Origin of the sequence: Enterobacter cloacae complex sp. AR_0002, assembly GCF_001922365.1 — a bacterium.
GTDB classification, from domain to species: domain Bacteria; phylum Pseudomonadota; class Gammaproteobacteria; order Enterobacterales; family Enterobacteriaceae; genus Enterobacter; species Enterobacter hormaechei_C.
In genome coordinates this window covers 2,989,927-3,003,487 of record NZ_CP018814.1, presented here as the reverse complement: position 1 = coordinate 3,003,487, position 13,561 = coordinate 2,989,927, and the positions used below count along the sequence as shown (strand labels likewise).

The following is a 13,561-nucleotide window of genomic DNA, read 5'->3' as shown; positions in this document are numbered from 1 at the left end:
GGAGGAATTACTGCTTTAGCCACCACACGGCTTCAAACGGACGAAGCATTGAGGTTTGAGGGGCGGGGTAGTTGCTTATCACCACCTGCGACTCGCCGCTGAGAGCGTCCGCTTGCCATTCCTGAGGCAAATGGCTCAGGTTCGCCACCACCATCAGCGTTTGCCCCTGCCACTGGCGGCGATAGCACCACAGGGAAGGGTGGTCAGGCAGGAGATCCTCATAATCCCCCCACGTCAGTACCGGCAGGGTTTTGCGCAGGCGAATCAGCGACTGATAGGTGTAGAACACCGAATCGGGGTCGTCCAGCGCCGCGCGGACATTCACGGTTTCGTAGTTGTCGCAAACGCCGATCCACGGCTCGGCCTCGGTAAAGCCCGCATTATGCGAGGCGTCCCACTGCATCGGCGTGCGGCCATTGTCGCGTGACTTACTCGCCAGAATCGCCAGTAGTTCATCGGTATCGCGTCCGTTAGCCCGCTGTTCGGCGAACATGTTCAGACTTTCCACGTCGCGGTAGTCGGTGATACGGCTGAAATGCGGGTTGGTCATACCCAGCTCTTCACCCTGGTAGATATACGGCGTGCCCTGCATCCCGTGCAGCACCATGCCGAGCATTTTCGCCGCCGCCACGCGGTGTTCCCCTTCGTCACCAAAGCGCGACACGATGCGCGGCTGGTCATGGTTACACCAGAACAGCGCGTTCCAGGCTTTATTGTGCATCCCCTGCTGCCAGTGGCGGAAAAGGGTTTTCAGCGCCACGAAGTCCGGCTTTGCCTTCGTCCATTTTTCGCCGCCGGGGTAGTCCACCTTGAGGTGGTGGAAGTTAAAGGTCATCGACAGCTCGCGGCCATCAAGAGACGCGTACTGCTGGCAGTTCTCCAGCGAGGTGGAGGACATCTCGCCCACCGTCATCAGGTTACGCGGGGTAAAGACGTCCCGGCTCATCTCCTGAAGATATTCGTGGATGCGCGGCCCGTCAGTGTAGAAGCGGCGACCGTCGCCGAGGGTATCGTCCGGGAAATCCTGATCTTTTGAAACCAGGTTGATGACGTCCAGACGCAAGCCGTCCACGCCGCGATCGGCCCAGAACTCGCACACTTTTTTCAGCTCGGCGCGCACCGCCGGGTTTTCCCAGTTGAGATCCGCCTGCTCCGGTGCGAACAGGTGCAGATAATACTGTTCGCTTTCGGCGTGCCAGCGCCAGGCGTTGCCGCCAAATTTGGAGCGCCAGTTGTTGGGAAGCGTATCCGGCGTACCGTCCCGCCAGATATAGAACTGGCGGTACGGACTCGCTTTATCCAGCGACTCGCGGAACCAGGCGTGCTGCGTGGACGTGTGGTTAAAGACCATATCCAGCACGATGCGGATGCCGCGTTCATGCGCCCGGGCAACCAGTTCGTCAAAGTCGTCCAGCGTGCCGTAGGTCGGGTCAATGGCAGTGTAGTTCGCCACGTCGTAGCCGTTATCCACCTGCGGCGAGATATAAAACGGCGTCAGCCAGATAGCGTCAATGCCGAGGGTTTTCAGGTAGTCCAGGCGCTGCGTTACGCCGCGTAGATCGCCCGTGCCGCTGCCGGTGGTATCCTGGAAACTCTTTGGGTAAATCTGATAGATGACGCCGTTCTGCCACCAGTGAGGAAGGGTATTCATAGTGCGTTCCTGCAAATGCGAAGGGGCGCAACTGCGCCCCGAAAGAGAGAATTAAACAATCTGCAACGTGCCCTGACGGAACTTACGCTGATAAACCACGGTAGTCAGCGCCATTGGGATGATAATCGCCACCGCCATCGCCAGCGCAAATACCTGCCAGAAAGCGGGCTGAATGGAGAGGATCCCCGGCAGGCCGCCGACGCCAATCCCGTTTGCCATCACGCCGTTCAGGCCGCACAGCAAGCCCGCCAGACCGGAGCCGATCATCGCGCAGAGCATCGGGAAGCGGTATTTCAGGTTGATACCGTACATCGCCGGTTCAGTGACGCCGAGGTAAGCGGAGATAGCAGCCGGAACGGAGATCTCACGCTCGTTGTGCTTACGGCTGACGATGATGATGCCGGTTACCGCCGAGGCCTGCGCAATGTTAGACAGGGCGATGATCGGCCAGACAGGCGTACCGCCGAGGCTCTGGATCATTTGCATATCGATCGCCAGCGTGGTCTGGTGCACGCCGGTGATCACCAGCGGAGCGTAGAGGAAGCCAAACAGCGCGGCACCGATTGGCGCGAAGCTGCCGGTCATCAGGTGACGGACCGCGAAGGCCACGCCGTCGCCAATCATGCGGCCAAACGGACCGATAAAGGCGTGCGCCAGGAACACCGCCAGGATCAGCGAGCAGACCGGGACCACCACCAGATACAGGTAATCCGGCACGATGCGCTTCAGGCGCGTCTCAATAAAGCTCAGCGCCAGACCCGCCAGCAATGCCGGGATCACCTGCGCCTGATAGCCCACTTTGGCGATGGTAAACAGGCCGAAGTTCCACACCTCTGGCGTTTGCTGACCAAGTAAGTAAGCGTTCATTAACTGCGGAGAGACCAGCGTCACGCCGAGCACGATACCGAGAATTGGCGTTCCGCCCATCTTGCGCACCGCGGACCAGCAGATTCCGACCGGCAGATAGAAGAAGATCGCTTCGCCAATCAGCCACAGGAAGTCATAGATACTTTGCAGCGCCGGGTACATCTGCGCCAGGGTTTTGCCGTCGCTCATTGGCACATCGCCGATGACGTTACGGAAGCCCAGAATTAAGCCCCCGCTGATCAGCGCTGGCAGCAGCGGGAAGAAGATCTCCGCAAAATGGGAAATCAGCTGCTCATGCCATTTCATATTCTGACGCGCGGCCTTCTTCGCCTGCTCTTTATCTGCGGAAGAGTGCCCGGTAGTCGCCAGCAGAGCCTGATAGTAATCGCCCACTTCGGTACCAATCACCACCTGGAACTGCCCGGCATTGGTGAAGCAGCCTTTAACCATGGAAAGCTCTTCAATGGCCTTCGGGTTGGCTTTGGCCGGATCGTTCAGCACGAAGCGCAGGCGGGTAATGCAATGGCTGACGGTGGCGATGTTGTCGCGTCCGCCGACCAGGACGATCAGCTGATCGATATCTGTTTGTTTGACTTTACTCATCATGAAACCTCATGACAGATGGTGATAGGGGTTATGACCTGTGCGCAAGCCTACTCCTTCAACGTGACGGCGAAAATGGGAACGTTCCCGAAATCGGGCGAAGATCACAATAATCCGCTGTGTGAGGGCACACTGGATTGCATTTCACTCGCAGTTTTTATGAATTTCTTCTCAAGAGTGTTTAAAAAATATCAGGTCAATATCTTAAAAATACAGGGAAGATCTTAAACATGATCTGGCCGGAACTTTACAGTCGGTTTCAGGCATAAGCTTGTCTTCATATACTGAAATAAACGTAGAGCAGTAATGTACGGGAACAACGAGATCGTCAGTTATTTACAGGCCAATAAAATACTTGCGCTTAAACTCGACCATGCTGTTACTGCGGTCGGCCAGAACGTCAAAACACAGGTGAATATGATAGGGAAAGGCGCCACTCGGCTGTTGTATTACGCCTCATGTTTCACTGATGAATACAATGATGTTTGCCTGAGACAGAAGAGCGAAGACCTACGCTTCAGAGATGCCGTTTATAAATTAGTAAGCGGTGTGGATGTAGTCTATGAAATGCTTAGACTGTATTTTGAGGAAGTTTTCAAATACAAAAATCCTAAACAGTTAGAGTATATTAAACAGCGGCTAATGGCTGTAAATGTCCACATCGCTGCGGTTAGCCTTACCGGTGCCGGGTTTACATTAGCCGTTGCCGCCTGCGTTCGCCTTGGATTAAATATCAGCCTCGAATTAAGCGCCATTACCGGAAGATGGGCTTCCCGAGGTATTGCTTTTATTGGGCTGTATGGGGTAGTACAGCAAGCCGCCGATAGCGCGCATCGTCTGTACGTTGAATTTCCCGCCTGGTACTCGGCACTTTATGCTCAAGGGCTTGAAATGCTTTATTTTCTCATTGAGCCTGTGTTTCGCAGGACGGACGCGACACGTGCGCAATGGGCATCTGATGACGACATTGCGGATATCATCACCAGGTTGATCAGATAACAATGATGAATTACATCAAACGTTTTTTACGTTGGCAGGGGCGAATTATATTTTCGGTCTACGGCCCGGCCGCGTTAACAATCCTGTTTGCCCTGATACAGGCCCATTTCTTCCCCGGCAGTCCTGTCTGGCCAATTGGGCTTTTCTTCATTGTGGTCATGATTGTTTTTGGCTGCTATGTGAAATGGTAAAAGGCCAAACATTTCAATACAGATAACCACTAATAAGGTATTTCTATGTCTGCTCCCGCACATTTATGGCTTGAAGATGAGAATGGCTCGCCGATTGTCGGTTGTTGTGCAATGCCACTGCGTCTTGGATCTATTGAATTAAAATCCTTTTCCCATGGCGTAACTATTCCGGTTGACCCAAGCTGGGGAAAACTCACTGGTACACGCGTACATCGGCCTATAACAATAGTCAAAGAATTTGATCAGACAACGCCGCTTCTTTACCGGGCAGTTTGCGAAGGGCGAACCATGAAGAAGGCGACAATTAAAATGTACCGTATTCTTGAGTCTGGGATTGAGGCTGAGTATTTCAATATTATTCTGGAAAACGTCAAGTTCACAACGGTAGCGCCGTATCTCTCCCCCGGCAGTATGACCAGTACCCACCTGGAAACGCTGGAGCTGCGCTATGAGGCAATTACCTGGAAGTATACCGAAGGCAATATCCTGTACCGTGATTCATGGAACGATCGCTGTTGCGCATGAAAGCGAAAGGACTATGAGAGACGGGCAGGAATAACGATCTGACGCGGCTCAGCGCGCCCGTTGATCTGCTCTATCAGCTGCGCGGCAGCCTGCCGGCCAGATTCGGCGTAACCCGGATCAACGCTGATAATCTCCGGGTGTAAGAACTTCATCAGCGGCGTGCTTCCCACGCTCGCTAATTGCAGCTCCCCGATGCGCTGCTCCTGCAAATATTTGCTCGCACCCAATGCAAGGGTATCCGTGGCGCATACCAGGGCGGTGGTTTGTGGCGTCAGCACGCTGGCGACCTGTTCATATCCCTGTTTCATACCCAGACCAGGCAGCGCGGCCACGGCGGGGAGATTGTGTTTTTTACAAAACGCCAGGTACGCTTCATGGCGACGCTTGCCGGTGGTGATGTCGGCATGCGGCACGCCGAGATAGCTAATATGCCGATGGCCCTGTTCATACAGGCGCTGCATCAGGATCACGATCGCCCCTTCGTCATCGTAACAGACAGAGGCAAACCCGCTTGCGTCGCGCGCCAGCAGCACCAGTGACGGCTGCCAGGGTTTAAGCACGTCCTCTTTTAGGCCGGTAAATCCGAACAGCACCACCCCATCAATATTACGGCGCTGAAGCATACCGAGATGCTCCTCCACCATTTGCGCGGAGAACTTGCTCTCCATCATGATCGGATCGTAGCCCTGCTCGTAGAACGCGGGCAGCATCGTCTGTACGGCGAGGTTTTCGGAGAGGGAATCCAGACGCGAGACGATAATGGCGACCACTTTATCGCTCTGCCCGCGCATGGCGCGCGCGGAGCGGGAAGGGGAAAAACCGTGCTGATTCATCACCGCCTCGACGCGCTCGCGTGTGCGCTCGCTGACACCGCTTTCGTTGTTCAGCACGCGTGAGACAGTCGATTTCCCCACGCCGCTTAAACGCGCGATGTCTTTAATCGTAAGGCGGTTCTGCATGCTGTATTCCCTGTAACAACGATAAAATAATCAATTGAGCCTAATGCTATCCTGCGAATTCGCTATGGGCAAAGTCTGGTTTACGTTCGGTTTATTTGCAGGGCGTTATAATACCGCCCGATTAGTCACAAACGGTATGGATAAATCTCTATACTGCGCGCCGATACCCAACTTTTTACTTACCGGAGGCCACATGGATCCCGATCCCACACCTCTCCTGACCCGGAGAAAACCTTCTTACCGGTAAGCCAGCTTTTTGCTGTCTCACCGGCGTGAGGCAGCAACGTTCATACGTTCCTGCTTGATAAATTAAGTGCCTGACAGGTACGGCTTTGCCACGCCTGCGGGAAAGACTGCGTCCGCCTTTGCGGATGCGGGGGAATGACTATGTTGAAAAATATCACCCGGCAGCTGCAAGCGCTGCTGAGCCGTCACCTGCCACATCGCCTGATTGCGCGCGATCCGCTGCCAAATGCCAACACCATGGCGGGAGCGGCGATTCCCACCTCCCTGACCGAGCGCTGCCTGAACGTGGCGGCGATGGATGAAAACGAAGTCTGGCGCGCCTTTGGCGGCCACCCGGAAGGGCTGAACGCGCAAGAAGTGTCAAAAATCCGCGCGGAACATGGCGATAACCAGATCCCGGCGCAGAAACCCTCTCCCTGGTGGGTCCACCTGTGGCTCTGCTACCGCAATCCGTTCAACCTGCTGCTGACGGTGCTCGGGATTATCTCTTACGCCACTGAAGATCTGTTTGCCGCAGGCGTGATTGCCCTGATGGTAGGGATCTCCACGCTGCTGAACTTTATTCAGGAAGCGCGCTCCACCAAAGCGGCGGATGCGCTGAAAGCGATGGTCAGCAACACCGCCACCGTGTCGCGCGTGATTAACGACCTCGGCGAAAACGCCTGGATTGAGCTTCCCATTGACCAGCTGGTGCCGGGCGATCTGGTGAAGCTGGCGGCGGGGGACATGATCCCGGCGGATTTACGTATCATCCAGGCGCGGGATCTGTTTGTCGCGCAGGCGTCACTCACCGGTGAATCCCTGCCCGTAGAGAAGGTGGCGCGGACCCGCGATCCGCAGCAGATGAACCCGCTGGAGTGCGACACCCTGTGCTTTATGGGCACCACGGTGGTTAGTGGCACCGCGCAGGCGATTGTCACCGCCACCGGCGGCAATACATGGTTTGGACAGCTTGCCGGACGCGTCAGCGAGCAGGAGAGCGAGCCGAATGCGTTCCAGAAAGGCATTGGCCGCGTCAGCATGCTGCTGATCCGCTTTATGATGGTCATGACGCCGATTGTCCTGCTGATCAACGGCTACACCAAAGGCGACTGGTGGGAAGCGGCGCTGTTCGCGCTCTCCGTGGCTGTGGGCTTAACGCCGGAAATGCTGCCGATGATTGTCACCTCCACGCTGGCGCGCGGGGCGGTCAAACTCTCTCAACAAAAGGTGATTGTTAAACACCTCGACGCCATCCAGAACTTTGGCGCGATGGACATTCTTTGCACCGATAAAACCGGCGCCCTCACCCAGGACAAAATCGTGCTGGAGAACCACACCGATATCGCCGGAAAGACCAGCGAACGGGTGCTGTACAGCGCGTGGCTGAACAGCCACTACCAGACCGGGCTGAAAAACCTGCTCGACGTGGCGGTGCTGGAAGGTGTGGATGAAGAGTCTGCCCGCATGCTCTCCGGGCGCTGGCAGAAGGTGGACGAAATTCCGTTCGACTTCGAGCGCCGCCGCATGTCGGTGGTGGTCAGCGAGCAGCCGGACGTGCATCAGCTGATCTGCAAAGGGGCATTGCAGGAGATCCTGAATGTTTCCACGCAGGTGCGCCATAACGGCGAGATCGTGCCGCTGGATGAGACCATGCTGCGCCGCATCAAACGCGTCACCGATAACCTGAACCGCCAGGGGCTGCGCGTGGTGGCGGTAGCCAGCAAGTTCCTGCCCGCGCGGGAAGGGGACTACCAGCGTATCGATGAATCTGATTTGATCCTCGAGGGGTACATCGCATTCCTCGATCCGCCGAAAGAGACCACCGCACCTGCGCTGAAAGCGCTGAAAGCGAGCGGTATCACCGTCAAAATTCTCACCGGCGACAGCGAGCTGGTGGCGGCAAAAGTGTGCGCCGAAGTGGGGCTGGACGCAGGCGACGTGGTGGTGGGGAGCGACATCGAAACGCTTTCTGACGACGAACTGGCGCAGCTTGCCCAGCGCACCACGCTGTTTGCCCGCCTGACGCCGATGCACAAAGAACGCATCGTAACGCTGCTGCGTCGTGAAGGGCACGTGGTGGGCTTTATGGGCGACGGCATCAACGATGCGCCGGCCCTGCGTGCGGCGGATATCGGTATCTCCGTAGACGGCGCGGTGGATATTGCCCGCGAAGCGGCGGATATCATTCTGCTGGAAAAGAGCCTGATGGTGCTGGAGGAGGGCGTCATCGAAGGGCGTCGCACCTTCGCCAATATGCTCAAATACATCAAAATGACCGCCAGCTCGAACTTCGGCAACGTCTTCAGCGTGCTGGTGGCGAGCGCGTTTCTGCCGTTTCTGCCGATGCTGCCGCTGCATCTGCTGATCCAGAACCTGATGTACGATGTCTCTCAGGTCGCCATCCCGTTTGATAACGTCGACGACGAGCAGATCCAGAAGCCGCAGCGCTGGAACCCCGCCGATCTGGGGCGCTTTATGCTGTTCTTTGGGCCGATCAGCTCCATCTTCGACATTCTGACCTTCTGCCTGATGTGGTTTGTGTTCCACGCCAACACCCCGGAACACCAGACGCTGTTCCAGTCCGGCTGGTTCGTGGTGGGGCTGCTGTCTCAGACGCTGATTGTGCACATGATCCGCACCCGCCGCATTCCGTTCATTCAGAGCCGTGCCGCGTGGCCGCTGATTGTGATGACGGGCATTGTGATGGCGCTCGGGATCGCGCTGCCGTTCTCGCCGCTGGCAAGCTACCTGCAACTTCAGGCGCTACCGCTGAGCTACTTCCCATGGCTGGTGGCGATCCTCGCGGGTTACATGGTGCTGACGCAGATGGTGAAGGGGTTTTATAGCCGTCGGTATGGGTGGCAGTAACGGCAAGCCCGGTGGCGCTGCGCTTACCGGGCCTACGATCCGAACGTAGGCCGGGTAAGGCGAAGCCGCCACCCGGCAGCTGGCTTTCCTCCCAAATTCAACAACCTGTGATCTCCGTCGGCGCATTCGCTTGACGACAATTTGAGCGCATGTTAACAGAATGTTTTGCCTGTATTTGGCCCGTCAGATAAGGAACATTCATGTTACGGTACAGTCTCTTAACCGCCGGGCTCATGCTCGGCGCCTCCGCCTTTGCCGCACCGGCAGGCGACCTTCCCTTAATGCCCTGGCCTGCGAAGGTTGAACGCCCGACCACTCAGGGCGCGCTGGAGCTTAACAATCAACTCACCGTGAGCGTAAGTGGCGACGATCTGGGGGATGCGGTCAACCGCCTGCGCCAGCGCATCGCCCTTCAAACCGGCTGGACGCTACAGCCGCAGGCCGAAAAACCTGACAAGCCGACCATCCGCATCGCCATCGCCAAAAAGGTGAAGCCGCAGCCGCTGCCGGACAGCGATGAGAGCTATAAACTCACGGTGGACGCCAACGGCGTAAATATCTCCGCCAATACCCGCTTCGGCGCGCTGCGCGCCATGGAAACCTTGCTTCAGCTGATGCAGAACGGCGCCGAAAACACCTCGATCCCGTGGGTGACCATTGAAGATTCGCCGCGCTTCCCGTGGCGCGGGCTGCTGCTCGATTCGGCGCGCCACTTCCTCCCGATTCCGGATATTAAACGCCAGATCGACGGCATGGCCGCGGCGAAGCTCAACGTGCTGCACTGGCATTTGACCGACGATCAGGGCTGGCGCTTCAGCTCAAAGCGCTACCCTAAGCTGACCCAGCTTGCCAGCGACGGGCTGTTCTACACCCCTGAGCAGATGCGCGAGATTGTGCGTTACGCTGCCGAACGCGGCATACGCGTGGTGCCGGAAATTGATATGCCGGGCCACGCGTCGGCGATTGCCGTCGCCTACCCGGAGCTGATGAGCGCGCCGGGGCCATACGCCATGGAGCGCCACTGGGGCGTGCTGAAGCCAGTGCTGGATCCCACCAAAGAGGCAACTTATACCTTTGCCGACGCGATGGTCAGCGAACTGGCGGCGATCTTCCCGGATCCATATCTGCATATTGGCGGCGATGAGGTTGACGACAGCCAGTGGAAAGCGAACGCTGCGATCCAGAGATTCTTGCGCGACAACAAACTGGCGGACAGCCACGCGTTGCAGGCGTATTTCAACCGCAAGCTGGAGACGATCCTTGAGAAGCACCACCGGCAGATGGTTGGCTGGGATGAGATCTACCATCCCGATCTGCCGAAAAGCATTCTGATCCAGTCCTGGCAGGGACAGGACGCGCTGGGGCAGGTGGCGCAGAACGGCTATAAGGGCATTCTCTCAACCGGTTTCTACCTCGATCAGCCGCAATCCACCGCCTACCACTACCGCAATGAAATTGTGCCGCAGGGGCTGAACGGCGTGGATGTGATAGCGGACACCGACAGCGTCCAGAGCTGGGCTTTCTCCATGCCGCGCCTGAAGGGCAAGCCGGTGGAAGGTAGCTTTACGCTGGTGAAAGGCGATGCTGGCTGGCGCGGATTTATTGATTTTGCCGGGAAATCGCGTCGGGCGGTGGATAACATTCAATGGCGGGACGACAATCAGGTAACGTTTACCGTTGATACCTGGATGGGTGAAACGCGTCCGGTCGTTTCTGTTGAGAACGATAAGCTCAGCGGCTATTTCCTGGTGGGTAACGCCCGCTACCCGATTAGCGGCACGCGTCTGGACGCGGTCCCAAAAGGCATACCGCCGGTGGTGCCGGACCCGGCGAACGAGGCCAATCTGCTCGGCGGTGAAGCCGCGCTGTGGGCGGAAAACGTGGTCGCGCCGGTGCTGGATATCCGTCTGTGGCCGCGCGCCTTTGCGGTGGCGGAGCGGCTATGGTCGGCGAAGGACGTCAACGACATCGACAACATGTATACCCGGCTCCAGGCGATGGACAGCTGGTCGACGGTGTCGGTTGGACTACAGCAGCATACCCAGCAGCAGGTGCAGTTCACGCGCCTCGCCAACAATGCGGATACCCTGCCGCTGCAAATTCTCGCCCAGGCGCTTGAACCGGCGCAGTATTACACCCGCCAGCATCTTAAGTTCCAGGCTGGAAACTATCATCAGTTTGAGCCGCTCAACCGGCTCGCTGATGCGCTAAACGCGGAAAGTGCGACCGTGCGTCAGATGAATAAATGGGCGGACCGTCTGGTGAGCGACGCGGAAGACACGGAAAGCGCCGACGCGCTGCGCCACGTCTTTAACCGCTGGCAGAATAACACCAGCGACGCGCTGGCGCTAAGCGAAAACAGCTATCAGTTGAAGGCCATCAAGCCGGTGATCCAGGAGGTGGATAAGCTGGCCGCGATTGGCCTGAGGCTGACGGATCTGGTGGCGCGCCAGGGCACGCTGGATGATAAAGAGATCGCGTCGATCCAGTGCGAACTGGATAACGCGGCGAAGGTTCAGGACGAGGTGGTGATTGCGGCGGTGTACCCGCTGGAAACGCTGCTGCGCGCGACGCGGAATCAGTAGTAAAGAACCCTCACCCCAGCCCTCTCCCAAAGGGAGAGGGTGTATAAATTCCCTCTCCCTTTGGGAGAGGGTTAGGGTGAGGGAATCAGATCACTCAGTTCTTCAACACCCATGCCTCTCTCCAGTGCGCGCCCACGCCTGGTTCAAACTGGTTTGCGGTTGGGCTGTACTGCACGCAGTAGCCGCTGAACGGGACAGGCCTGCATTCGTAGGTCTTACCGTCTTTCGGCTGTAGCACTACGGTGCCCGCTTTGTAGGACGCGACGTTATCCGGGAAGATAAAGTCATGCGGGCCGTTGCTGTCCGCCGCGTCGCTTTCCAGCATCAGATCCAGCACGTCCTGCGCGAACAGGGTGCCGTCTTTGTTGGTGGCGTAGTATTTCAGCATATGGTGCCCCGCCGTGACGTCAGTCAGGGTCATGGTCACGTCCTGGCTGGCGTTATTCATCTCCTGCTTCAGATACCCCTTTTCCGCACCGCTGTGGTTCATCACGTGCGCTTCAACGTTCACGTCGCCTTTGGTGTTCACGTGGAAGGTGACGGATGCCTTGCCATTCTCGATTTTGCTGTAGTGCAGGTTAGATACAGCGATGGTTTCATTCACTTCCGCCTTCTGCTCTTCGTACGAAATCGCAACGGACTGGAGGGCGCTGCCGTCTTTGACGAAGACGCTGTTCGCGCCGTGAACCGGGCTAATTTCGCCCGCCTCATCCTTCACCCCGACACGCACATCGCTGTACGCGGCGTTGATCTTCTGCGCCAGATCGTAGGACCACTGGTTCGCATCCTCCTGGGCAACGGAGCCGATGGACAGCTCGGTACGCAGGGCGGCAACTTCCCCGTTGGCGTCGAAGAAGCGTGCAATCACTTTATCGCCCGTGTTCAGGTTATTCCCGGCAATCTGTCCGCTCAGGGTTTTACTCCACTGGGATATCACCGCTGGGGTGTCGTCCGGCGTGACGTTGCCGCCGTTACCGAAATCAACGTCAATGGCCTGATAGAAACTGTTTGCGGTATCCGCAATTTCCCACACGCCATAAATAACCTGGTAGCCCGTACGTTCCGGGACATTACAGGTCATGGATTTTGTCATCGCCGGTGCCTGACCATTTCCGTTAATAGTACAGAACGGCGTTAATTCGAACTGGTCACGGGTCAGCGGTTTATTGGGGTCCCAGTTTTGTTTGGTAATGTAATAACGCCAGTTGGTGGTTTTATGCGGCGCGGTATGGTGCCAGACAAATTCATGCGGGCCTGCCGTCATGGGATTTTTGGTCCAGGCGTTCAGGCTCTGCTTATCAAGCTGGGAGTAGCTGGCAATACCGGCGCTGGCAAGCTGGCCGTCAGGCGGCATCGCACCCGTCGGGAAGCCGGAGGTCTTTTCTACGCTCTGCGGTTCATATTGTACAGAGCCACAGTCAGTATTCTGGCCGAGCTTACACATATAGGCGCGGCTGGCAGGGGATTCTATATATCCGTGTGCAAGTGCGGAAGACGCAACCGTTAATGTGGTTACCGCCAGCGCAATTTTAGAGAGTTTCATTCATCATCCATTAATTAGAATAGAGCAAGGCAGCGTCAGTCTATTAATGGAGTGGCGGATGCGTCATTTTCCGGAGAGAGTAAAAATGGTCGAAATAAAAAAAGGCAGCCAGAGCTGCCTTCTCTTTCTTGAAATAAATTAGCGACGTACGGCAATCGCTTCAATTTCAATTTTCACGTCTTTTGGCAGACGCGCCACTTCCACGCAGGAGCGCGCCGGGAAGGTGGCGTTGTGCTCGGTGAAGAACGCTTCGTAAGTGGCGTTAACGGTCGCAAAATCATTCAGATCTTTCACGAACACGGTGGTTTTGACGATATCGCCCACTTTCAGACCGGCAGATTCGACGATCGCCTGCACGTTTTCCAGCGACTGACGCGCCTGCGCCGCTACGTCGGCGGGTACTTCACCGGTTTTTGGGTTCACCGGGATCTGGCCAGAAGTGATGATCATGCTGCCCAGATCAACGCCCTGAACGTATGGGCCGATAGCCGCTGGTGCATTTTCCGTCGCGAGTACTTTGCTCATTTTTTCTCCAGAATTAC

10 protein-coding genes are annotated in these 13,561 nt (G+C 56.9%); 5 read left to right on the top strand and 5 right to left on the bottom strand.

The window, feature by feature from the left end:
* Window positions 1–7: 7 nt before the first annotated feature.
* Both treC and treB read right to left on the bottom strand, forming a co-directional pair.
* A complete protein-coding gene (treC, locus tag AM329_RS14790; RefSeq protein ID WP_032608377.1) occupies window positions 8–1,651 on the bottom strand; it encodes an alpha,alpha-phosphotrehalase in 1,644 nt (547 codons plus the stop codon).
* A 51-nt stretch (window positions 1,652–1,702) separates the two neighbouring features.
* Window positions 1,703–3,121: a PTS trehalose transporter subunit IIBC gene (treB, locus tag AM329_RS14785; RefSeq protein ID WP_032610165.1), complete on the bottom strand. Its 1,419-nt coding sequence runs from the start codon at window positions 3,119–3,121 to the stop codon at window positions 1,703–1,705.
* 306 nt (window positions 3,122–3,427) lie between these two features.
* Here treB and AM329_RS14775 point away from each other — a divergent pair, with 306 nt between their 5' ends.
* The 3 genes from AM329_RS14775 to AM329_RS14765 are packed head-to-tail and all read left to right on the top strand — an operon-like array spanning window position 3,428 to window position 4,836.
* Complete coding sequence (locus tag AM329_RS14775) at window positions 3,428–4,120, top strand: hypothetical protein (protein WP_003863400.1); 693 nt, start codon at window positions 3,428–3,430, stop codon at window positions 4,118–4,120.
* Between the two features lie 2 nt (window positions 4,121–4,122).
* Window positions 4,123–4,311: a hypothetical protein gene (locus tag AM329_RS14770; protein ID WP_003863399.1), complete on the top strand. Its 189-nt coding sequence runs from the start codon at window positions 4,123–4,125 to the stop codon at window positions 4,309–4,311.
* Between the two features lie 45 nt (window positions 4,312–4,356).
* The gene (locus tag AM329_RS14765) at window positions 4,357–4,836 is read left to right on the top strand and encodes a type VI secretion system tube protein TssD (protein ID WP_003863398.1); all 480 of its coding nucleotides are present in this window, start codon (window positions 4,357–4,359) and stop codon (window positions 4,834–4,836) included.
* An 11-nt stretch (window positions 4,837–4,847) separates the two neighbouring features.
* Here AM329_RS14765 and treR read toward each other — a convergent pair whose 3' ends face one another.
* The gene (treR, locus tag AM329_RS14760) at window positions 4,848–5,795 is read right to left on the bottom strand and encodes a trehalose operon repressor TreR (protein ID WP_032608379.1); all 948 of its coding nucleotides are present in this window, start codon (window positions 5,793–5,795) and stop codon (window positions 4,848–4,850) included.
* Window positions 5,796–6,182: 387 nt separating this feature from the next.
* On the opposite strand from treR, the gene mgtA reads away from it, so the two are divergent.
* Window positions 6,183–8,891 carry a magnesium-translocating P-type ATPase gene (mgtA, locus tag AM329_RS14750; RefSeq protein WP_039264680.1) on the top strand — a complete coding sequence of 903 codons (2,709 nt, stop codon included), beginning with the start codon at window positions 6,183–6,185 and terminating at the stop codon, window positions 8,889–8,891.
* 200 nt (window positions 8,892–9,091) lie between these two features.
* Complete coding sequence (locus tag AM329_RS14745) at window positions 9,092–11,476, top strand: beta-N-acetylhexosaminidase (protein WP_032608382.1); 2,385 nt, start codon at window positions 9,092–9,094, stop codon at window positions 11,474–11,476.
* 94 nt (window positions 11,477–11,570) lie between these two features.
* Here AM329_RS14745 and gbpA read toward each other — a convergent pair whose 3' ends face one another.
* Both gbpA and ridA read right to left on the bottom strand, forming a co-directional pair.
* Complete coding sequence (gene gbpA / locus AM329_RS14740; RefSeq protein ID WP_032608383.1) at window positions 11,571–13,019, bottom strand: N-acetylglucosamine-binding protein GbpA; 1,449 nt, start codon at window positions 13,017–13,019, stop codon at window positions 11,571–11,573.
* Between the two features lie 138 nt (window positions 13,020–13,157).
* Window positions 13,158–13,544, bottom strand: a complete 387-nt coding sequence (gene ridA / locus AM329_RS14735) for a 2-iminobutanoate/2-iminopropanoate deaminase (RefSeq protein WP_003863373.1) — start codon at window positions 13,542–13,544, stop codon at window positions 13,158–13,160.
* Window positions 13,545–13,561: the final 17 nt, after the last annotated feature.

Bases quoted from the DNA above. Each gene is read 5' to 3' on its own strand.
- treC (WP_032608377.1), bottom strand. From the start codon at position 1,651: ATGAATACCCTTCCTCACTGGTGGCAGAACGGCGTCATCTATCAGATT.
- treB (WP_032610165.1), bottom strand. From the start codon at position 3,121: ATGAGTAAAGTCAAACAAACAGATATCGATCAGCTGATCGTCCTGGTC.
- AM329_RS14775 (WP_003863400.1), top strand. From the start codon at position 3,428: ATGTACGGGAACAACGAGATCGTCAGTTATTTACAGGCCAATAAAATA.
- AM329_RS14770 (WP_003863399.1), top strand. From the start codon at position 4,123: ATGATGAATTACATCAAACGTTTTTTACGTTGGCAGGGGCGAATTATA.
- AM329_RS14765 (WP_003863398.1), top strand. From the start codon at position 4,357: ATGTCTGCTCCCGCACATTTATGGCTTGAAGATGAGAATGGCTCGCCG.
- treR (WP_032608379.1), bottom strand. From the start codon at position 5,795: ATGCAGAACCGCCTTACGATTAAAGACATCGCGCGTTTAAGCGGCGTG.
- mgtA (WP_039264680.1), top strand. From the start codon at position 6,183: ATGTTGAAAAATATCACCCGGCAGCTGCAAGCGCTGCTGAGCCGTCAC.
- AM329_RS14745 (WP_032608382.1), top strand. From the start codon at position 9,092: ATGTTACGGTACAGTCTCTTAACCGCCGGGCTCATGCTCGGCGCCTCC.
- gbpA (WP_032608383.1), bottom strand. From the start codon at position 13,019: ATGAAACTCTCTAAAATTGCGCTGGCGGTAACCACATTAACGGTTGCG.
- ridA (WP_003863373.1), bottom strand. From the start codon at position 13,544: ATGAGCAAAGTACTCGCGACGGAAAATGCACCAGCGGCTATCGGCCCA.